The 21,247-nt window shown below is 56.4% G+C and carries 13 protein-coding genes and 1 tRNA gene; 6 read left to right on the forward strand and 8 right to left on the reverse strand.

Annotated features, from left to right (window positions below):
- Positions 1–238 precede the first annotated feature (238 nt).
- On the reverse strand, positions 239–1,012 hold the full coding sequence (locus OZX67_RS02755; RefSeq protein ID WP_277143944.1) for a response regulator transcription factor: 774 nt from the start codon (positions 1,010–1,012) through the stop codon (positions 239–241).
- Between the two features lie 152 nt (positions 1,013–1,164).
- Entirely contained in the window at positions 1,165–2,745 is a 1,581-nt protein-coding gene (locus tag OZX67_RS02760) for an ATP-binding protein (RefSeq protein WP_277143946.1), read from the reverse strand.
- A 112-nt stretch (positions 2,746–2,857) separates the two neighbouring features.
- On the opposite strand from OZX67_RS02760, the gene OZX67_RS02765 reads away from it, so the two are divergent.
- Positions 2,858–5,227, forward strand: coding sequence for a PspC domain-containing protein (locus OZX67_RS02765; protein WP_277143948.1), 2,370 nt, complete (start codon positions 2,858–2,860; stop codon positions 5,225–5,227).
- 2 nt (positions 5,228–5,229) lie between these two features.
- The gene (locus OZX67_RS02770) at positions 5,230–6,009 is read left to right on the forward strand and encodes a hypothetical protein (protein ID WP_277143951.1); all 780 of its coding nucleotides are present in this window, start codon (positions 5,230–5,232) and stop codon (positions 6,007–6,009) included.
- Between the two features lie 155 nt (positions 6,010–6,164).
- On the opposite strand, the gene OZX67_RS02775 is transcribed toward OZX67_RS02770, so the two are convergent.
- From OZX67_RS02775 to OZX67_RS02785, 3 genes are all read right to left on the reverse strand, one after another.
- Complete coding sequence (locus OZX67_RS02775) at positions 6,165–8,171, reverse strand: hypothetical protein (protein WP_348519611.1); 2,007 nt, start codon at positions 8,169–8,171, stop codon at positions 6,165–6,167.
- Between the two features lie 316 nt (positions 8,172–8,487).
- Complete coding sequence (locus tag OZX67_RS02780) at positions 8,488–9,189, reverse strand: DUF4125 family protein (RefSeq protein WP_277143953.1); 702 nt, start codon at positions 9,187–9,189, stop codon at positions 8,488–8,490.
- A 214-nt stretch (positions 9,190–9,403) separates the two neighbouring features.
- Positions 9,404–11,674, reverse strand: a complete 2,271-nt coding sequence (locus OZX67_RS02785) for a DUF4037 domain-containing protein (protein ID WP_277143955.1) — start codon at positions 11,672–11,674, stop codon at positions 9,404–9,406.
- A 345-nt stretch (positions 11,675–12,019) separates the two neighbouring features.
- Here OZX67_RS02785 and OZX67_RS02790 point away from each other — a divergent pair, with 345 nt between their 5' ends.
- The gene (locus OZX67_RS02790) at positions 12,020–14,239 is read left to right on the forward strand and encodes a DUF6020 family protein (RefSeq protein WP_277143957.1); all 2,220 of its coding nucleotides are present in this window, start codon (positions 12,020–12,022) and stop codon (positions 14,237–14,239) included.
- 22 nt (positions 14,240–14,261) lie between these two features.
- On the opposite strand, the gene OZX67_RS02795 is transcribed toward OZX67_RS02790, so the two are convergent.
- Together OZX67_RS02795 and OZX67_RS02800 are read right to left on the reverse strand one after the other, a co-directional pair.
- The gene (locus tag OZX67_RS02795) at positions 14,262–15,449 is read right to left on the reverse strand and encodes an MFS transporter (RefSeq protein WP_277143959.1); all 1,188 of its coding nucleotides are present in this window, start codon (positions 15,447–15,449) and stop codon (positions 14,262–14,264) included.
- A 217-nt stretch (positions 15,450–15,666) separates the two neighbouring features.
- Positions 15,667–15,743 (reverse strand) — tRNA-Pro (locus OZX67_RS02800).
- Between the two features lie 333 nt (positions 15,744–16,076).
- On the opposite strand from OZX67_RS02800, the gene lysS reads away from it, so the two are divergent.
- The 3 genes from lysS to OZX67_RS02815 all read left to right on the forward strand — a co-directional run bounded on the left by lysS (position 16,077) and on the right by OZX67_RS02815 (position 20,176).
- Entirely contained in the window at positions 16,077–17,741 is a 1,665-nt protein-coding gene (gene lysS / locus OZX67_RS02805) for a lysine--tRNA ligase (RefSeq protein ID WP_277143962.1), read from the forward strand.
- Between the two features lie 312 nt (positions 17,742–18,053).
- Positions 18,054–19,088, forward strand: a complete 1,035-nt coding sequence (menA, locus tag OZX67_RS02810; protein ID WP_277143964.1) for a 1,4-dihydroxy-2-naphthoate octaprenyltransferase — start codon at positions 18,054–18,056, stop codon at positions 19,086–19,088.
- A gap of 341 nt (positions 19,089–19,429) precedes the next feature.
- Positions 19,430–20,176 carry a phosphoglyceromutase gene (locus tag OZX67_RS02815; protein WP_277143966.1) on the forward strand — a complete coding sequence of 249 codons (747 nt, stop codon included), beginning with the start codon at positions 19,430–19,432 and terminating at the stop codon, positions 20,174–20,176.
- 274 nt (positions 20,177–20,450) lie between these two features.
- On the opposite strand, the gene phoU is transcribed toward OZX67_RS02815, so the two are convergent.
- Complete coding sequence (phoU, locus tag OZX67_RS02820; protein WP_277143968.1) at positions 20,451–21,128, reverse strand: phosphate signaling complex protein PhoU; 678 nt, start codon at positions 21,126–21,128, stop codon at positions 20,451–20,453.
- Positions 21,129–21,247 lie beyond the last annotated feature (119 nt).

Genomic DNA, 21,247 nt, shown 5'->3' on the forward strand with positions numbered 1-21,247 from the left:
AAACAGTTCAAAGCCGATGAAACTTTGCGAAATGAATTGTTCTGATTCCGCCGATTCGGGTTTCGATGCGAAATGGTTCAAAGCCGAGCCGCTACAAGAGAAATTGTTCTAATTGTGCTGATTATTGCTTGTTGTTTCGCGCTGTTGGATAGATAAATATTCGTTGTATGGAATTATTTTGTTATTCAAAATAGAATTATTCATCCAATCAAATCAGGTCTGAAAGTGTTCATGGATTTCACACGATCCGGCGATCGGCGGCCCAGCGCGTGAGCTCGGTGCGGTTGGAGAGCTGGAGCTTCTTCAACACGGCGCTGACGTGGGTTTCCACCGTTTTGATGGAGATGAACAGCTCGGCGGCGATTTCCTTGTACGTATAGCCGCGCGCGATGAGGCGCATGACCTCCTGCTCGCGGTGGGAGAGCTTGTCGAGTTCGTCGTCGTGCTCTGCCTGGCCCGCTCCTTGGAAGGTGGAGAGCACGAATCCGGCCAGTTTTGGCGAGAAGACGGCGTAGCCTTCATGAACCTGGATGATTGAGGAGATAAGGTCGTCGCCGCTGATGGTTTTGGTGACATAGCCGCGTGCTCCGGCTCGGATTACCGCCCCGACGTCTTTTGGCGAGTCGGAAACGGAAAGCGCAAGAAATGCGGAATCGGGAGAGAACGGATGTGATTTGAGCAATATCTCCGCGCCGCCACCGCCTTCGCCGCCGGGCACGTGGACATCCAACAGCACCACATCCGGCTTGGTATCGGCGATCATCGCCACCGATCCCTCGACATCGGGTGCCTGCCCGACGATGGTGAAATGCGGGCTCAGCGTGGCGATGACCCCTGCGCGAAACATCTCATGGTCGTCGACCACTGCTACGCGGATGGAGTGATGGTCGCCGAGCGGTTGATTGCCGTTTTGCGAGTCGGTATTCGCCTGGCCGGCCTCGGCTGCTCCGCCGCTAGATACGTTTTTCATGTTGTTGCGGTCACCTGTCTGTCTCATGCTGTTGTCAATCATATCTGTTTGGTTCTATTCGTATTCTTCGGGATTTCGGTTTGACGCGATAGTCGGTAATCGGTGTATATCGGGAACATTGATATCGTGCCGGTTCGTACAGGCTTTAATTGATTGTCGTAAGGGCAACGGTGGCGTTGTCCGCGTGCCTCGGTTCATTGTTTGCCCGTTCCTGTTTGCTTTTCTTCTGCCGTTGTGCCATCAGCGCTGCCGTTTTCCTTAGGAATTGGCATGGTCATGTGGACTTCCGTGCCCCAGTTCGGGCGCGACACGATGTTGACGCTGCCGCCGCGGCGTTCGATGCGACCGATGATGGATTGGCGGATTCCCAGCCTGTCCGGCGGAATGGCGTCCTGGTCGAATCCGTCGCCGTGATCGCGTACGAAGACCTCGGCCTGTGCCCCTCCGACCTCGCAATAGACCGAAATCGGTTCCGCGCCATGCTGGGCGGCGTTGAGCATCGCTTGTTCGCTGGCATTGAGCAGTGCATCGGTCTGGGCACTGGGCTGTGTGTCGCCGACAGTGACCACATCGATGGCCTCGCCGAACTGGTCTTCGATGCGTGCCGCAATCTCTTTGAGCCCGCTGCTTACCGACCGGTCCGAAGGTATTCGTTCCTGATACAGCCACCGGCGCAGTTCGCGTTCCTGCTTGCGGGCCAGCGTGAACACCGTTTTCGGCTCGTCGCTGTGTAGCTGGATGAGCGCGAGGGTTTGCAACACGCCGTCGTGTAGGTGGGCGGTCATATCCGCACGCTCCTCCTCGCGTTCCTTCAATGCGTGCTCGTGGCTCAATTCGTGAATGAACCGGTTGGCGAGCGGGATGATGGCCAATGCAACCCCTATAAGCAGCGCAACGCCGGCGATTGCGGCGGAAAGCGGCAGATGATGGCTGAACGTGTAGGAATCGGCGCAAATGAAGTAGCCTATCGCCATCAGCGCCACGCCGATAAGCAGGTAACGTATCTGGCCGTCTTCGGCGTTGAAGCGTATCCAAGACACTCCAAGTCCGCACAATGCCATGAAAATGCCAAACGTGAGGTCGCCGGGCATTGGGCTGATTTCCAGAATCATGGCAAGGACGATGAGCGCTATACCGATGAGCGCGATGATCGAGGGTTTCGAGGCGTTCTTGAGGGCTTGGGCCAGGTTTTCAGGGCCGTTGCCGGTTTCGTCGCTTTCGGCTTCGTTCGTATTAGCGTTTGCGCTCGCCCCTGAAGGTGGCGAAGAAGGTTGAGCTGTTCCTCGATGGGCGTTGGAAAAGCTAGTGATATTGGCAGTATCAGTGGTATCGCCGGATAGGGGATTGCCGTCATTTCCGTATTGTCCATTTTGAATATTGTCAACGTTTCCGTATGACAAAGGTGCGTGTTCGGCCTTCCATTGCGCCTCACGCTGCTTGCGTTGGGCAGTAACCGGATCTCCGGCCGGAACGAACGCCCATAAAAAGATATAGGCCACGATACCAGCACCGAAAAGGAACGTTGCGGCCACGAACGCCAAGCGAATCCAAACCACCGGCACGTTCAAGTGCAGGCTCAGACCGCGGCAAACGCCGCAGAAGATGCGTTTCTTTTTCGGACGCAGCAGCGGCAGGCGTTGTTTCGGTGTCACGGGGAATCCGCTTGCCGGCACATATTGCTGCCAGCCGTATGTTGGCTGGTTGCGCGGGGCTTGACGCTGGTTGCCCGGATCCGGGGTTGACCCGTTGCTTGGCGCGTTCTTCGATGGCTTCATACTTCCATTGTGCATGATTTTGAAGGTTTCAGGGTGCATTCCGACAAAAATCAGGGTTAAATCAGGGTGTTCCCTGACCCTTTTAAGCGTTTTGAGATGCTGTAATAGAACCATGAGCAACAACACCTATGGCAGCGGCTACCAACAGCCGGCCAACATGAGTAATCCCGTTCCTCCTCGGCACGACAAGGTCGACCGCTTCTTCGCGTGGATTCGCGGCAGCGGACTGATGCGTGGCAACAACCGTTGGATTGCCGGTGTGTGTGACGGCATCGCGGTGCGTTACGGGTTGAGTCCCGTTTTCGTGCGCGCGGTCGTCGCCGCTTCCACACTGGTCTGTGGTTTCGGTGCGGCGTTCTACGCGGCGGCCTGGGTGCTGCTGCCGGATTGTCGCGACAACAGGATTTCGGGTGAGGAACTGGTTTACGGCCATTGGCAATGGTCGTTGCTTGGTCCGATTATCTTGATGATTATCGCATTCTGTTTCCCCGGAATCGGTGTGCTGCTGGCCATCATCGCGGTCGCGGTATTGCTGATTATGGTCAACAGCCTCGCGAACAAGGCCCAGCAGCAACGCGGAGCCGCGTATGCGAATAACCCGCAGCAGGGTCAATATCAAGACCAGTATCATGGTCAGGCTCAGCAACCGCAAGGTCAATATCAGTCCGGGCCGATGCCCTACGGCCCTTCCGGCAACGCAAATCCGACGTTCTACGGGAGCGCAAATTCCGCGCCGTACGCTCCGCAATCTTGGCAGCAAACGCAAAAAAATACGCAAGCCGAAACGCAGGCAACGCAAGGAAACAACGAGGCGACGTTTCGCGAACAGGATGGCATGAATCCTGGTAGTGGTGTCGAGGACGCTGATACGAATACGCGTCAGGCTGGTTCCCGTCTGGAGGAGGATGGGTTGAATGACCGCATCGATAACCGGGGTTCCAGCCTGGAGTCGAATGGGCCGGATAGCCGTATCAATAATCCCGATTCCAGCAATACCGAAACCGGTCAGAACCGCTTTGACGATGGCAATCAGGCATATTCCGCCGATACCCAAACCTCGCAAAACGGAGTATGGAACGGACGTCAAAACGCTTCCGATTTCAATGGTCGCCAACCTTCCGGGCAATCATGGACTTCGCCGTTTGCAGCGGGCGCATCTTCGAGTGCCGCTGTCCCCCCCACCTATATGGCCGAACCGGCCCGGCCTTATCAGCAGAGCTCAGCTCAAAGCGCGGCAAGGCCGTGGGGGCCGAGGCGCGCACGGCGTAAGCCGGCCGGATTCGTGGTCGTCCTGCTGGCGCTTGGTGCCAGCCTTCTTTCCGGCGCACTCGTTGCAATACAATGCTTTGGCAACGGCGGCTATATGGGCACGATTCTGCAATACGGAACGTACTGGATTGGCGGGATACTGATATTTCTCGGCGTGGTTATCGCTGTGCTTGGCTTGGCTGGACATCGCGCCGGAGGACTGCATCCTTTGGTGTGGATTGCGGCGTTCGTCGCGGTGGTGTTTATCGTTAGTGATATCGGTTATTCCTTGGTCGTGACGGGGCTGGCACAAACAAGCGTGACCTATACCCAAGTCAATGTCAGCGGGTTTAAAGCCATCGATGGCAGCAACGATCAACAACTCAAAAAACTCAAAAAGGGAACCGCTATTAACGGCCACAGACTTGATGATGACGCGGTCAATATCGACCTGAGCGATTACAGCAAAACTCACGGCACCCACGACGTTACGTTGAGGGATGGCAGCACGGTCAAGTCCGGGTGCCCGACCGGAACGATCAACCTGACGGACAGCAAGGCTACGGTTTTTGTCACATTGCCGGCGGGTTGCTCGTACCGACTTAGCCACGGCAACAATGCAAATATGCAGGTCGAAGCTCAGAAGCTGCGTGAAGACTCGAGAACATCGAAGCCGGATACTCCAGCAAAGCCGGATACTCCTGAAAAGTCAGACGCATCTTCGAAATCGGATAATTCCTCGAAGCCAGGCAGATTCAGCTATAGTGGTGGATGCAGCGAGAGCGATGGTTGTGGCGTGAATGTCGACGGCTACATCGGTGATGATGACAGCGATTATTACGGTGGGGCGAACGATGGAAGTTGGGGCTATAAATTCTGTCTCGGCTCCTGCGATGGCAACCTCGTCATGGGCTCATGGCTCGGCGATGACCCGGCCACCGGCACGAAATCATTGGGCAGTGGCTATGTCGCAATTGGCCGCGGTTCGCAGATCGGCATAGGCGGCAACAGTTACGACCGTCTCGAATTCCAGCATGGTATCGGCACTTCTAAGAATTACGCATGGTTTTTCGCTGACAACCATGGCAAGATGCCGAAAACCGGGCCGGAACTCACTATCGACGCACCTTACGTCGTTGAAGGCCGTGTGACGGTGCAGTATCCCGACGAAAGCACGGTGCCGAGTTATGCACAATTTGCCAAAGGCAAGACCGAAGCGACATGGAGGCGATGAGAATGAGTGACGAATCTAATAAGGAGAACGAAATGACGGATTTGACTTCGGACAATGACGTCGCCGAGACTGTGGATATGCCGGTTCGGAACGATAACGACGATACTATCGAGACCATTCCAGCTCAGAACCGTAGCTCCGATACCGCCGAGACTGAGGCTATGGCAGTTCAGAGTGGTGACGACGATAATACCGACACCATTTTGGTGCAGGACGCTGGCCTTGTTGCGGCTGATGTCGAAGACGATAACCTTGCACAAAATGACAATGCTGCAAGTGAGTCGTTCAAAGCAGAAGGCGTTGGAATCGGTACCGAAACCCAGCTTGAAACCGGAACGGCGGCAGATGTCGGATACGAAACAGCAACTGAAAATGAAAGCGGAATCGATACCGAAACCGGCTGCGCTTCCTCGGATACGCGGCAGACGGGATATGTTCCGCCGTCGAATTTCGCCGATGGTCCTGCTCCTTCCAGCACCTACGTCCGTGTGCCGCGTGACGTGCCGCAGCAGATGCAGAAGCCGCAACCGCCAGCCGGCCCGAGCAAGGCGACCATCATATTGAGCCTGCTGCCGCTGTTTCTTGGTGCGGTGATGCTGTTTGTCGCTTCGGCGTTTCCAATGGTTTTCGCTTCAGTGCCCGGGGGTGTCGATGTTCGCTCGCTGATTGCCTTGTTCGTCGTTGTGTTGGGAGCGTTGTTGATTGGATTGGCCGTGTTGCTCGGTCTGGCGTCGCTGATTCACCAGGGCACTGCAAAGTGGAAGGCGAGAAGGCGGCGATAGGCTGTTTGCTGGGATAAACGGTGGCATATATGATGCCTGCGCGACGATTGTGACGTTGCGCAGGCAACGTTTTTGATAAACACTGCATTGAGCAAGTACGGAAATGTTGAAATTTACTATTTTATTGTCTTGGCTCTTAATGATTGCAAGTACTTTTAGAGGCTGAAGAGCCCAAAGAACGCCATCATTACCAGTGAAAGCACTGCTGCAATGATGCACAGCGCCGCGACGATGAAATGTGCGGGAGTCCAGAAACTTTGGAATGGTATTTCACTTCGATTTATTGTATTACTGCTAATTGCGGCCGCTATGTTACTGGTGTCGATGTTCCGGGTGATATTGGCTTGTTCGTTGCTGATAGAAAGGGCTTTATTCTTGGGGAAATGGCCACCTCGCGAGCGCCAAAGCTCCATCATCAGCCAGGTGAGCAGGACGATGTTGATCAATGCGATGACCTGCATCAACGTCCAGCCCCACGTGAGCATCGTGTCTCGCGAAGTCAATGTTAGAGCCGATTTTGCGGCGATGATGACGTAGACGAAGAACGCCGCGATTCCCAGCACGGCACAGCAACCGTTCAATGCCAAGGCCGTTGTGAGTCGATGCGGGAATCGGCCATAATTAGCGCCGGAATCGGATTCGCGAATCGCCGAATCGGTTGCCGGCGGATATTGCGAATCGTCCATCGCGAAATCGGCTTTCCCGCTCGTTGAATTGGTTGTCAGGGACTTTTTCATATCGTTCTGGTCGAGTGAGGGTGAAGAACTTTGTTTGGTTTGTCTGTCACGTTTCAATAAGTGTCCGATGGCGATTCCGAGTCCGACGATTCCCGCCATCGCAATGCACAAGATAATCGCAGCAAGCAGCACCAATATCGTGCTCAGTGACCCGATGGGTCCTGGTTTCACGCTGCTGGGAACGGCGAGCCGTTGGTTCGGTTGGTCTCCGGCGATCTGCGGCGTGACCCAATCGTCGGCTTTCGTCCCCGCGGCGATGGCGTTCGTCCAGTCCTCAAGGTCGTGTGTATAGTGCTTGTCAAGCGGCAGGCCGGGCACGGAAGTGTGCGCGCCGACGCGCATCTGGTGGTTGGCGTGGTAATAGCGCACGAGCACATTCTTGTTTCCAGCAGCTTCGGTCCCATTGATGATGTCGGTCGCGCCCTGATCGATGGGCATGGAAAGGTCGTCGGTTCCGAAACTGATCAAAATCGGCATCGTGAGATCCTTCAGATACCGTTCGGCCGGAAAATCGGCATATTGCAACCCAAGCGGCGCAAAGTCAAGACCGATGAATTTGTCCACGTCGCGATTGAGCCCGTTGGGAGCACCGACGTAGTCGACATAGGTGTTGGCGGCCATCGCCATCTGCCGGCGTCCCGAAACAGCGGGCGGTGAGGTGAGCATCATGAAGGGGATCGCGCCCGGGTGACGATGGGCCATCGCCTCGGCGATCCATGTGCCCTCGGATTCCGCGTAGATGCCGGCCTGTGCGGGGTCGACGTCGGGCTGCGACCTCAGGGTTTTCAGCGATGTCATATAGTCTTCGGCCATCGCGTAATAGTCACGGTGGAACGTCGTGTAGGTGTCAAGTCGCTTGTCCGGCACGAGCGTGACGATGCCCGCCGAGCTCATGGCCGAAGCGATATCGCCGTAGACTTCGCTGGCCTTGCCTGTGCCGGCTCCGTGAATGAACAGAGTTGCCGGCCGCTTGCCGCGCGCGTTGACGGGGGAGCGGAGAATCGCGTTGATGGTGACGTTCGGGGCGAGCTTGATGCGCAGGTTAGTGGTTTTGACCTTGTAAGTGCCTTCTTGGTCGGTTTTGAGTATGTTTTCGACATTGTCGTTGGCGTTGTTGCCGGTTTTGCCGTCATTCCGCTTTGTGCCAGCGCTTGACGCAGTTTGCTCATTTGCGCCTTTTGCCGGTGTTCCGGTGGCTTCCTCGGCTCGACTATCTGTATTGCGAATGTTCCTAATATCTCTTGCGGTTGCAGTATCGCGGGCTTGGATTGAGGAATTATCAGAAGCCACTTTGATATGTTGCGTCAACGGTTCCACGCTCCAATCCGGCATCATTGCCGCTCCCAACGTCGCCAAAACGGCGACAAGAGCGATGAAGACGGCCATAGAAGGCAGGAATCGTTTCAACAATCGCATGCGTGCCACTCTATCTCATTCTCGATATTTTGCGTCCCTGATAGCAGGGAACGGGAATCTCGGGAAAATTGTGTAATAAAGCTGTAATACGTAGCAGGGAAGGCGAATAGGGTGGCCTTTCATGCTTCCGTGCTGTGAAACCAACATAAGCCAATCGTAAGAATGGCTTGTTTGCTCGGTAATGTATTTCAGGTTATCCTTCATTTGCAGCATGCAACACAGGATCTTGGATTTACAATGTTCAGTGCTGCATTGACGGATTTCGTGCCAGCATTCAGTGATCTTCGTTATAAAAATCACGGAACATACAACGATGCGCGCGGACTCATTGTTGCAGCGTCTCGGCCTCGTCGAGCGACTTGAAGCCGCCGAGGAGCACGGTATTGCGAATGGTCTCTTCCGTAAGGTTGCGGTTAGCAGCGGCGAGGTCTTCGATGAAGTCGCGGTACAATCCGAACGTCTTGTCGGAATACGTGCCGAGCTCGCCGCGCAGGTAGGTTTCGAACGACGTGTTGTCGTGGGTGTCTTCCGATGTGTGCAGCACGCGCATCTCGCGGCCGAGTTTGGGGTAGCGGCTGCGGAAATCGTCGGCCCACGCCACTTGCCGGGCGATGACCTTCTCCTGTGCGGCGACGCGCCCGGTCGAGCGAAGCGGGATATACGGTTCGATGTTGGCGTGATATTCTTCCGGCCAGGTCGAGATCATCATGCGGCCGTATTTCTCGGTGATGAGGTTGCGGCCGATGCGATCCGCCTCGTCAAGGTCGTCGGCGTAGCTTTTCAGCAGCGGCACAGGCCAGGTCATGAACTGGCTGGCGCGCATCTGATGAAACGTCGGCCAGTTGCCTTGGCAGGCCGCACGTCCGCCTTCGTTGTCAGTTTTCTGGAACTGGTCCCATTCGTGCTTCACCACGCGTTCCAGCAGATCGAGACGCGCCTGATCTTCGGCGGAAACACCTGCCGAGGAAGTCGTGTCCGTTTCGCCGTCGGACTGCGTCGTTTGCTTCGTTGCGTTTTCAGTCATCATTGCTCTTTCCTTGCCGCCGCGTTGGTGTGGGGCGTTGTTTCTGATGCCAGTATAGGTTTTGGCATCACTTAGAGTTTTTTGAAATCGGCGTCGCGATTATTGTGGATTGCCGATTCGCTGTTTTATGTATCCATCGTTATTTGTTGATATCCAGATAATCATTGGCATCAATGAACAGGCTGATTGCCATGTGATGATCATCGCACAACGGTTTTTACAGACTGTGCAAAACCGGATTGTCGCTGCCGATATGGGCTTCGACATAGGGCCGTTGCCATTCAAGGAATTCCTCATCACTGTTGGTCAGGCCTTCGTCCTTGAGTTCCGTGACGATTTCGCTGCAGATATGCTCGACAGTCGATTGAATCTGTTCCTGTGCTGGTGCGGAACCCTTGCCGCCTTCGCCGAACCCGGCACCGCCAAAGCAGGCCGCTGAGGAAAGTTGCAAGATTCTTTCGAGCTGTTCGCACACGTCCGGCAACACGGTTGACATGCGTCCTGAAAGCCGGCGCAGCGCCGCGAACTGCCATTTGTAATACGGCATGTATCCAGCGCGAATCGGTTCGTTAATAAGGAAAACGAACGAGCAGACGTTGGTGGTGAACTCGCGGATAGAAAGCCATGCCGCAGCGCCGTCGCCGCGTTTGAGCATGCGGGGCAGGTTATATTGGCCGGCCTGCGCAATCATGCCAAGACGCCGCGAAATCAGCGAAAGCCGCACGTCGTCAGGCATCATCTTGAAGCCTTGACGCGTTCTCGAAACGGCACCGAGCGGATCGGCGAAGATTTCACCGTTGGTCGCCGCGGCGAGTGTCGGTTCGTCCAGCAACAGCCATTCGTGTGGTTTGTCATCGCTTGGCGCGGCTGGGTAGCCTGTGATGCCGGCGAAGAAATCACCGATGCGGAAAACGCCGGTGCGCCTTGAGCCGCCTTGTGCGCGTGCCGTGGATTCGCGCGGCCCGAAGCCCATGAATTCCTGCGGCAGAGCCTCGTAATCGGCCTGCAGTTTTTCGCCTATCGCCGCGTAATCCTCGTCCGTAAGCCACAGGCAGAAGCCGGGGCCGAAATCGTGATCCTGTGAATACTGGTCGTCGAAGCCATAGCATTCCGAGCCGTGCCCGACGAGCCCGGCGGCGATGCGCCCCTGATATTCCGCGTATTTCTCTGCAATCATCGGCTTTCCGCACTGTTCCCAATAAGCGCGTGCGAGCTTGAGCCCCGAGATGGCCGGCCGGGTTTCTGCGGCAGGTTTGATTGCTGCCGTGGCGTTGCCAATAGCAGGTGAGTCATTACCGTTTGAAGTCGTAGAGGCGTGTTTAGTCTGTTCGGCTGAAACCGGAGAAGCGGAATTGCCACTGGTTTCGGCAGAATCTTTGTTCTGAGCGGTGCCGTTATGCGATTCCGATCTTCCGGTGCTTTCGTTTTGAGTGGAGTCGGCATTGTTATCGGATTCTGATTGACCAGTGTTCCCAGCCGCTTCTTTTGCCGCCCTCGCGGTCTCTTCGACCTGGGCGAGATTCCCGGCGGTGATGCGGTAGTAATCGGTATCGGTGCCGTAGCATTCCTCGATGACTTTGAGTGCCTGCCGATAGGAATCGATCGCCTTGTCGAAAAGTCCGGCCGCATAGCAGACCTGCGCATATCCGGCCAACGCCGAAGCAAAGTGGGCGCTGTGCTCGAGGTGTCCGTTTCTGTAGATTTCCAACGTTTTCAGAGAGTGTTTCATCGCCTGATCGAGCAGCGAATCGACGGTGTCGGAAGAATCGGAGTCTCCGCCCTGTGCCGCCTCGGTCGCCCGCTGCAGCAGCACCAGCGCGAGGTTGGTATGTGTGGAGGCCACGTCGATGTCGGTCTCGGGGTCGGTGCTGGAAGCCTCAAGAATGGAAAGCGCCTTTTCAAGCTCAGCCTGCGCGGCTTCGAGTTTTCCGGTCTCGCTATAGAGCATGGAAATGTTGTTGTGCAGCGCGGCCATGCGCCGGTCGGTTGGAGCGAGCGTCTTTGCCGCCGATGCCAACGCCTGCTTATACAAATCCTCGGCCTGGTCGTACTGCTTGGCCGCGCGCATTCCGGTCGCCGCGTTGATAAGCGTGGTCGTCCAAGCCTCGGTGCCTTCGATGCCCATCTTCAAGCCGAGTTCCAGCGCCCGCTGGATGACCCACTGGTTGTCTTTGTGCCGTCCGTGCGAGCGGTAGAAACCCATGGTCTCGTTGAGCACCGTCAAAAGTCCTGCGTCGTCTCCGGCGTTCTCGGCCTCCGCCATCGCCTGTTTGAGGTACGGTTCGGCCTTGTCCCTGGCCTCGTGCGCGTCGAACAAGGCGTCGAGTCCCTTCAAGAATTCGTCGGTGTCGAACGTTGTGTTGGGTTTCGGCGCGGCTGCATTGTTGGGGTCGCTGGCGTCGTCTGGTTCCCCCGAAACCGCTGAATGCGTCTTGCTGAAAACCTGCAAAAGTTCCTCGGGCGTCTTGCCTTGCGCGTTGTCGTCCATGACTGCTCCTTTGTCTTTTCCTGCCTCAAGTCTATTGCCGGGAGTGATATTCGGCAGTCTTGTTTCGATGTGAGCTACATCACAGCTTGTCTTTGATGAAGTGCTTGTCAATGGTGGTTATCTGCTTGAGGTTCATGTTCACATCATTTTTATTGGTACCGAATCCGATTAATGTATTTTTCTGTTTCTTTCTCACCTCTAATCAACAAGGAAATGCGTTTAAGGCCTGACTTGGTGCGTGCAAAATATCGGCGTTCTTTCGACGTACCGGCACGCTAGACTGGCAGCAGATACAGAAAACAGGTCTTGCTGGACTTGCGTTTGCAGGATGATAGGGGAGCGGCGGTGAAGAGCGGGGAAAGCGTTCGTTGCGACGATACGTTGGCGGTTCGGGAGATGCCCGTGAGTGGCGGAACCGAGTCTTTTGCCAATGAAACAAATCTTGATGGCTTCCGTCGAATCTCGCAAAACGAAGCCGCATCGTGCAATGTCGACGTGTGGTCCAGATTCGTCAAGTTCCTGCAGCCCTCCAAAGCCGGCTGGCTGATTCCCGCCATTCTCGGCTTCATGGTCGCCTGCTCAAGCCAGGCCGCACAGTTCGGTTGGGTTCCTTTCGACCACGTCTATCTTTATCTGCAGGCGGTCTGCTACGCGGTACTGTTTGCCGTGCTTTATATGGTCGCATACCGTGGTGTGGAATTCGCGAGAACTCGAGTGTTCGACGGTTCCAAAATAAATGCCGCTAAACATGAAGTGGCCTCAGCAGGCAGTTTGAATACCGGTGACAGCGACCGTTCTGCAATTGTGGCCGTCTCAAAATCTACGTCTGCCGACGATGGGATTTCTCGTGCAAACAAGCTCGAAAATAATCCCGAACTCGATTGTGCCGATGCGCTATCCGCCGCCTCTGTTGCCGCGCCCCGTAAGCGTTTCGCCGCTGTCCGTCGTTATTTCCATTTCCGCTATACGGAACGTCCCTCCGCCATCGCCGCCGATGCGTCCATATTGCTGTGCTGCTGGCTGCCGTATGTCATCCTGCTGTTCCCCGGCGTGATCCATTTCGATACCGGCGACCAGATCGCGGAATACTACGGCATGTCGCTTTACGGCATGAACGCCGGCAAGATCTGGGATCATCACCCCTTCCTCGACACCTACTTATATGGTTGGTTTGCCTCGTTCGGCAAGGCGCTTTTCGACAATTACAACATCGGCATGTATATCTACACGCTGTTGCAGGCCGTTGGCTTTGCCTTCGGCATCGCTTGGCTGCTGGCATACCTGGGCAAAACCAACCTCAACCGCAAGCTCCTGCACTTCTTTGCCGCGTTTTTCTGTTTCTTCCCGGTGGTGCCGATGTGCGTCATGTCCATCGCCAAGGACACGACAAGCGCGATGCTCTTCGTCCCGTGGGCAGTAATGTATTGCAAGCTGGTCGACAGCAAACTGGATTTGATGCGCAACCCTTGGTTTGTCGTGGCTTTCATGCTTGACGGGTTGCTGGTCGCCCTGACCAAAAAACTTGGTCTCTACATCGTCGTGCTCTGTCTGCTTGCGTTGGTCATCGGCAAGTTCGCGGCGAAACTCAAGGCGGCGCTGGTAGCGCTCGCGGTGGTGCTGTTCGTCATCGTGGATATGGCGATACCGAAATTCGTCTTCCAGCACATCAACGTGGTGCCGGGCACGCCGGAAGCCGCGCTCGCGTTGCCGATTCAGATGATGGCTCGCGCCGCCTACGACCATCCCGACGATATCAGCGATGCCGACCGCGATGCCGTCGACAACTACATCCAGTATTCGTGGGACAAGATCGGCCGCGACTACGACCCATGGCTTGCCGTGCCGGCCATCGGCTGGACGGTAAAGGGCAAGGTACCGATTTCCCGCTTTGCCAAGGCTTGGCTTGACGTCGGCCTGCGTCATCCCGATTCGTACCTGCAGGGCTTCTTCTGCCTGGAAGCCGGATGGATGACCTTCGATGCCTTCAGCGTCAAGGACCAACCGATTCCCAAACCGGTTTCGGTGGTGATGTTGCCGATGACCACCTCCGACACCGCCGCCTACACCTACGGCGTGCTCCAGCCCCACACCCCGCCCACCGAGGCCAGCGAGACGGTGAAGCAGCTTTACCGCACGCTCGTCGATACCCCGGGTATCAACATCCCGTTCTTCATGGCATTGTGGACGTCGGTGTTGCCTGGATTCGTTCTGTATTACCTTTGGCGACGCAGGAAAGAACAGCGGAAAAAGATGCTGGCGATGTCCGAAAGTGATAACGACGCAAGCCAACCAGACCTGGTTGATGTCGATGGTCGTGGTAACCGACTTGCTGCAAGTTTCAAAGCCCAGGCCGTATCCGCTGGCCGAAACTTACTACTTAAATGCCTCCCGTGGTTACTGACCGCTGCGAGTCTTTACGTTTGCGCCGAAAGTCTTTCGCGCCCTGGCCGTCCCTCGCCCACAAGATTTGTCTTCCAGCTGGTTTTGCTCACTCCGATGGTGGTCGGTTTCCTGTGTTCAGGCCGCGAATCCCATTCGCAAACTGACACCGGCTCAACTGATTGAAATACGAATACAAATCCCAACTTCACACGTCAATCGGCTGCAAACGTTCGTAGGCATCGGTATCAGTTTCGTAACGTAATGAATAGACGGCAAGCAGAATAGTGGCAGTCAACGCGAGCGGAATGCCGCCCAAAGCGGTGAAATGATAGTTCATATGCGACATGTTGAGCATGCCGCCGCCCACCACCGAGCCGACAGCGTTGCCGAAATTGAACGCGACCTGCACCGCCGCCCCGCCGATGAGCTCCCCGCCGCCCTTGCCGGCTTCGGCCATCAGCAGCTGCTGCGGGGTGTTGATGAAGAAGAGTGCGAAGGCGATGATGAAGGTGAAAAGCGCGGTGTCCGGTTTGTTGCCGGGCACGAAAAAGACCAGAGTCAGGCCGATGACGCTGAGGCACTGGCCGAGACCCGCCGTTCCGGCGCTGCGCCAGTGGTCGGTCAAATGCCCGCCGGCAAGTCCGCCGATCACCATCGCGAAGCCCGCGAGCATCATCAGCAGCGGCACCGAACCGGCGCTGTAGCCGCCGACTTTCTGCAGCCACGGCGAAACGTAGCTCCACCAGGTGAAAATGCCCGCGTTTCCGGTGAATACCGCAATGAGAATGAGCCAAGGGCCGGGCTTGGTCAGGAATTTGAATTGTCCCAGAATGCCGGCGTCTTTGACCGGTTCGATGTGCGGCACCCACGCGGCCACCAAAACCACTGTCAGGGCGGCGATGCCTGAAAGAATAAGGAAGGCAAGACGCCAGGAAAGGTGCTCAGCGATGAAAGTGGCTGCCGGAACTCCCAGCATATTGGCCACCGTCTGGCCGGTCATGCTCAGCGAGACCGCTTTGGCTTCCTTGCCCGGTTCCGCCAGCGTTTTTGCCACCAAGGCCGCAGTGCCGAAGAACGCGCCGTGGGGAAGGCCGGAGATGAAACGACCGATGACGAGCAGCGTGGCGCTCGGTGCAAGGGAACTGAAAAGATCGCCGGCGAAGGCGATGACCATGAAGATGACGATAAGCTTTTTCGGGCCGGTTTTGCGCCCGAAAATCAGCATCAACGTGCCGACGCACACGCCGATGGCGTAGGCCGAGATGAAGTTGCCGGCTGCGGGGATGCTTACGTGCATGTCACGCGCCGCTTGGGTCAGGACGCCCATCATCATGAATTCCGCGGCACCGTAGGCGAACGCTCCACAGGCCAGTGCGAGCAGGCTTTTCTTCAATTCGGCTCCTTGTGAGGGCTGTTTCCGGATATTCCCCTCATGCCATGTCGTGTCTCTTGCCCCTTGTGCCCCTTACCTCTGGTGAAAGCAGCGGCGGCCGAAACGGATGCAGATAACTTGGGGAGGCTTTCTGTTTAATACCATAGTAATAACATGGCAGATACGCCGCACATGTCTGAACATGACGAAACCCCTTGCAAAACAAGGGGTTTCTAGTTGGTCGGGCTGGCGAGATTTGAACTCGCGGCCTCTTCGTCCCGAACGAAGCGCGCTACCAAGCTGCGCTACAGCCCGATGAACAACAGCAATCATGATACAACGACCCCGTCGACGAGTCCAGTATGCGTGTCGGCGGGGTCGCGGGGCCGGTTCGTACTCGGTGCCAAGTTTTCATGCGGGACGCTACATGTGGCCACGATGCTGGCTTATTGGTCTGATTTTGCGTTGTTACCCGCACTAAGCAGGGTACATGTGCTGGGAAAGACGCATTTAGCGCTGCAGAATGCGTTGTTTCCCGCATTAATGTGTGTGGAGTGCGGGAAAAGACGCAAAATGAGTTCGTAGGATCCGTAAGGCTGCGTAAGGCGCATAATCGTGTGTATCGGCTGCTCGGTACACTCGGAAGTTATGAGCGAAACGAATGAAACCGGCGAAAACCGGAATGAAGAAGAGACAGAAAACCCGGTAATGTCCACTGTCGAGCGCGCGGAGCTGCGCTTGAGGCAGGACGAGGCCATCGCGCAAAACATCAACGAAGGCAAGTCCTTCGACGACGCCATCGACCCGACCAATAAGGAGTTCGGCCCGGAAGGCCAGCCCGAGCAGGTGCAGATGCGTGTGGCCAAGCGTGCCCAAATGCTGAAGGACGGCGTTGCGCCTTACCCGGTCGTGGTCGAGGTCAGCGACACGATTCCGCAGGTTCGCGCCAAGTATGAAGGCAAACTCAAGGCGGGCGACGAGACTCAGGACGTGGTTTCCATTGCAGGCCGTGTGCTCTTCCTGCGCAACGGCGGCGGCCTGTGCTTCGTGCAACTGGCTGCGGGCGACGGCACCAAGATTCAGGGCATGATCTCCAAGAAGGAGATCGGTGCGGATTCGCTGAAGGCGTTCAAGCAGTTTGTCGATTTGGGCGACCACCTTTATTTGAAGGGGCGGGTCATCGCCTCCAAGACCGGCGAGCTTTCCGTCTTCGCCAGCGAGTGGAAAATCGCGTCCAAGGCATTGCAGCCGCTTCCGGCGCTTCACAAGGAGCTCACCGAAGACACCCGCACCCGCAAGCCGTATATCGCTATGATCGCCGACGAGAACATCCGCGACATGGTTCGTAAGCGTTCCAAGGTCGTCACCTCACTGCGTAATACGTTCGCAAAAGACGACTTCCTCGAGGTCGAGACCCCGATGCTCCAGACGGTGCACGGGGGAGCGGCCGCCCGTCCGTTCATCACCCACATGAACGCCTTTGACATCGATCTCTACCTGCGTATCGCTCCTGAGCTGTTCCTCAAGCGCTGCCTGGTCGGCGGCATCGAACGCGTCTTCGAGATCAACCGCGACTTCCGCAACGAGGGCGTCGACGGCACGCACGCCCCCGAATTCACCATGCTTGAGGCATATCAGGCCTACGGCAACTATGACACCATCGCCGCGTTGACCAAGAAGCTCATCCAGCAGTCCGCCATCGACGCCTTCGGCTCCACCAAGGTCACGCTGCTCGACGGAAGCGAATACGACTTCGGCGGCGAATGGAAGCAGATCTCGATGTACGAGTCGCTTTCCGAGTCGCTGGGTGAGGAGATTACGCCGGAGACGACAGTTGAACATCTTGGTGCCATCGCCGACAAACTCGGCGTGGAGCGCGACGAGGTCGAAAATCACGGCAAGCTGGTCGAGCACCTCTGGGAGCACTTCTACGAGGCAGGGCTTGGTGCCGAGACGCCGACCTTCGTGCGCGACTTCCCGGTTGAGACCAGCCCGCTCGTGAAGGCCCACCGCAGCAAGAAGGGCGTTGTAGAGAAGTGGGATCTCTATGTGCGTGGCTTCGAGCTGGCTACCGGCTACTCCGAGTTGAACGATCCGGTGGTGCAGCGCCAGCGTTTCGTCGACCAGGCCAAGGACGCGCTCGCGGGCGACGTCGAGGCGATGGACATCGACGAGGACTTCCTTGAGGCACTGGGTGTGGGCATGCCACCGGCCGGTGGTATGGGCATGGGCATCGACCGCTTGTTGATTGCGCTTACGGGGGCGACTATCCGTGAGACCATCACTTTCCCACTGGTGAAGCCGCTGAACTAGCAATCAAGATGGTGAACAAATAAGACAAAACAGAAGAAAGCCGGTAAAGCGTACCGGCTTTTTTCATGATTGTCTGTTTCTTCACAGTTGTGGTCGAGTAGGGACAAACGAGGCAGCATGTCAAGTGGTCCCTGCTTGATACTGTCTATCTAATCCATCGATTGATGCAAATAAATTGCAGACCTTCCAACAGGTCGGTAACCTTTTTGCAAGAGATGATGTAGTCAAATTCTGCTATCATCTTTACGGATTCAAACAATTATGCCGTCGCAATAGAAACGCCGGTTTGCCTTTAAGGAAGTTGGGATTGCGTTGAAGAATCTGGATTTGTGGGTCAACGGGTTGCGTCCGAAGACGTTGCCGGCATCCATTGCACCAGTATTGGTCGGTGTCGCCGCGGGATATCGTCTGCTGAAATCAGAGTCGGCGGGCTGCGCCACGCCTGCAAAAGAGATTGAGGGGTGTGTGGCGGCTCCGAGCGCCCTAAGCGCCCCGGCTGGCACCTCGTGGGGGAGATTTGCTTTGTTGGCGGTTCTCTGCGTCGTGGTTGCACTTTTCATTCAGATTGCAGCCAATTTCGCCAATGATTATTCCGACGGCATTCGCGGCACCGACGAGGGCCGAGGCGACGCGGAAGTCAAGACGGCCAAGCCGCAGCGCCTCACTGTTTCCGGCCGTGTCAAGCCCGGTCAGGTGCTTGCAGCGGCAGGGGTCAACGCTTTCATCGCCTGCGTCGCTGGTCTCGCCCTCACCATCATCACCGGCCACTGGTGGTTCATTGCCCTTGGCGTCGTGTGCCTGCTTGCCGGCTGGTTCTATGTAGGTGGCAAGCATCCTTATGGTTACGCCGGTTTTGGCGAAGTCGGTGTCTTCATTTTCTTCGGTCTGGTGGCGGTTTTGGGCACCGAATACGTGCTTACCGGTCGCGTGAACGCCGAAGGCATCCTCGGAGCCGTGCTCTGTGGCCTCTTCTCCTGCGCCATCCTGATGGTCAATAACCTTCGCGACGTCGACGAGGATAAGATCAGCGGCAAAATGACCCTCGGCGTGCGTCTCGGGCGCAAGAACGCACAGACCGTGCTATTCGTGACCTACCTCGTGCCGCTGGTTATCACGGTAGTCGGCGCTTTTATTCCGTTGGTTATGATTTTCCGTCACTTCAGCGTGACGGGCATCATCCTCGCGGTTGTGGCAATCCTTTTCGCCCTGGTATGCATCAAGGCAGCCACCGGGTTGGTGCATAGCGTCAATGCCGGCAATTTCGTCAAAGCCCTGCCGATGTGCAGTATGACGGTTTTGCTGTTTTCCATCGTCTTCATCGTTGTGGAGATTGCGCCGACACTCTAAAAACTCTGCCTGACTAAGCGTTTTGCTTGTCAGGCATTTCATGTCGCCATACTGGCCCTCGCCGTGCTTACCTTGGTTTTCGGCGTGATGTGCCTGAATACCGGCAACACGGTCATGGGAGGCGTCAAAACCATGGATTTCCGTACGGTTTTGCCGTTGGTCAGCGTTACGAATTGCTGTTTTCATTTGTATTTGTTTTTGCGGCGATTGCATTGACCGTCTGACAGTTTGGAATGCTTCATTTGGTAGATGGTGATTGAGATTTACGACGTGTATCAAGTTGTTGTGAACGCTCACAATTATGCTGCCATACCGTCCCATTCATCGCCTACCATTGAACTATGTCTTATAGATTAGTATTGCTCCGGCACGGCCAGAGCGCATGGAATAAAACCAATCAGTTCACCGGCTGGGTGGACGTTCCGCTCACCGAGCAGGGCGTCGAGGAAGCCAAGCACGGCGGCCAGCTCCTCAAAGAGAAAAATGTCCTCCCCGACATCGTCTTCACCTCGCTGCTGCGTCGCGCCATCAACACCGCCAACTACGCACTGGACGAGGCCGATCGCCTCTGGATTCCGGTCAAGCGTAGCTGGAGGCTCAACGAGCGTCACTATGGCGCCCTGCAAGGCAAGAACAAGTCCGAGATTCGCGAGAAGTACGGCGACGAGAAGTTCATGATCTGGCGTCGTTCCTATGGCACCCCGCCGCCGGAAATCGATCCAAGCGACAAGTTCTCGCAGAACAACGACCCTCGTTACGCCGGCGATCCGGTGCCCGAGACCGAGGCCCTGGCCAACGTCGTCGCGCGCGTGACCCCGTACTGGGAGTCCGAGATTGTTCCTGAGCTCAAGAGCGGCAAGACCGTCCTGATCGCCGCGCACGGCAACTCCCTGCGCGCCATCGTCAAGATGCTTGACGGCTTAAGCGAAGAGGAAATCTCCAAGGTCAATATTCCTACGGCCATCCCGCTGGTCTATGAGCTTGACGAGAACATGAAGCCGATCAAGCCTCGTGGCGAGTACCTCGACCCCGAAGCCGCTGCCGCCGGCGCCGCCGCCGTGGCCGCCCAGGGTCAGGCCAAGAAGTAAGTTACTGACTTTTAAAGGGGCCCACACGATTTCGAGTCGTGTGGGCCCCTTTGTGCTGCCTGATTACGGCATGTGGATCCCTTTTCTTGCTTGGAATGGCGGCAGTATCACGTATGAATCGTACACACGAATCTGCTGTGAGTAACGGGTCAGTCCTGCTAGTTTTCGTATGTTTTCGACACTCAGAACGTACGTTTTCTCGCAGGATTGACCGGTTACTCGCACAAGCTGACGTCTGTGACACAACTACGCGCAAGAAATCCTAGCTGAAGAATCAGTCCTCGTCGAGGTCGCGGGGTTCCTTGCTCGGGTCGAAGCCCGAGACAACGTAGACCACCTGGCGGGCGGTCGAGACGGCATGGTCGCCGAGCCGCTCCATGAACCGCGCGGTCAGCACCACGTCGATGAGCTGCTGCTTCGTGCCCTTCCAGGAATCATCGAGCACGAGTTCGAAACTCTCCTCATGCAGCTCGTCCAGCTTGTTGTCATCGGCGATGACCTGCTGTGCCAAGGTGGTGTCGCGGTCGGCGAGCATTTCCGGCAGTCTGTCGGCGGTGACGTCGAGCAGCTCCCGCATGCTCTCGAAGATATGCCGGGTCTTTTCGTCGTCGGGCAGGGCAGAAGCAGGATATGCCCGATATGCCGTCTGCGCGATATGCTGGGCCAAATCGCCCATACGTTCGATGGTGGAGGCCAGCCGCAGCGTGGCGACGACGACGCGCAGGTCGGTGGCCACGGGGCTCTGCTGGGCCAGCAGCTTTACGCACTGGTCGAGGATCTGCTTTTCCAATGCATCGATGGCCGCATCGCCGTCAATCACGGATTTGGCGGCGTCCATGTCCTTGTCCATCAGCGCTTTCCCGGCTCCGTGAATCGCGGCGCAAACCCCGTTGGCCATGTGCTCCAGATCGTCGGCGACCGCCTTGAGTTCTTCGTTGTAGATGACGCGCATATGAGCTTCTTTCGTAGTGGTTGGATATGCCGATTATGCGTAGGCGGTTTTTAAATATTGGTAAGTATTGATGGATTATAAATTACTGGCTGAAGGATTATCCGATTAGGATTGGCCGG

Source organism: Bifidobacterium sp. ESL0728 (assembly GCF_029392015.1).
In the GTDB taxonomy this organism is placed as follows: domain Bacteria; phylum Actinomycetota; class Actinomycetes; order Actinomycetales; family Bifidobacteriaceae; genus Bifidobacterium.

Bases quoted from the DNA above. Each gene is read 5' to 3' on its own strand.
- OZX67_RS02755 (WP_277143944.1), bottom strand. From the start codon at position 1,012: ATGATTGACAACAGCATGAGACAGACAGGTGACCGCAACAACATGAAA.
- OZX67_RS02760 (WP_277143946.1), bottom strand. From the start codon at position 2,745: ATGAAGCCATCGAAGAACGCGCCAAGCAACGGGTCAACCCCGGATCCG.
- OZX67_RS02765 (WP_277143948.1), top strand. From the start codon at position 2,858: ATGAGCAACAACACCTATGGCAGCGGCTACCAACAGCCGGCCAACATG.
- OZX67_RS02770 (WP_277143951.1), top strand. From the start codon at position 5,230: ATGAGTGACGAATCTAATAAGGAGAACGAAATGACGGATTTGACTTCG.
- OZX67_RS02780 (WP_277143953.1), bottom strand. From the start codon at position 9,189: ATGATGACTGAAAACGCAACGAAGCAAACGACGCAGTCCGACGGCGAA.
- OZX67_RS02785 (WP_277143955.1), bottom strand. From the start codon at position 11,674: ATGGACGACAACGCGCAAGGCAAGACGCCCGAGGAACTTTTGCAGGTT.
- lysS (WP_277143962.1), top strand. From the start codon at position 16,077: ATGAGCGAAACGAATGAAACCGGCGAAAACCGGAATGAAGAAGAGACA.
- OZX67_RS02815 (WP_277143966.1), top strand. From the start codon at position 19,430: ATGTCTTATAGATTAGTATTGCTCCGGCACGGCCAGAGCGCATGGAAT.
- phoU (WP_277143968.1), bottom strand. From the start codon at position 21,128: ATGCGCGTCATCTACAACGAAGAACTCAAGGCGGTCGCCGACGATCTG.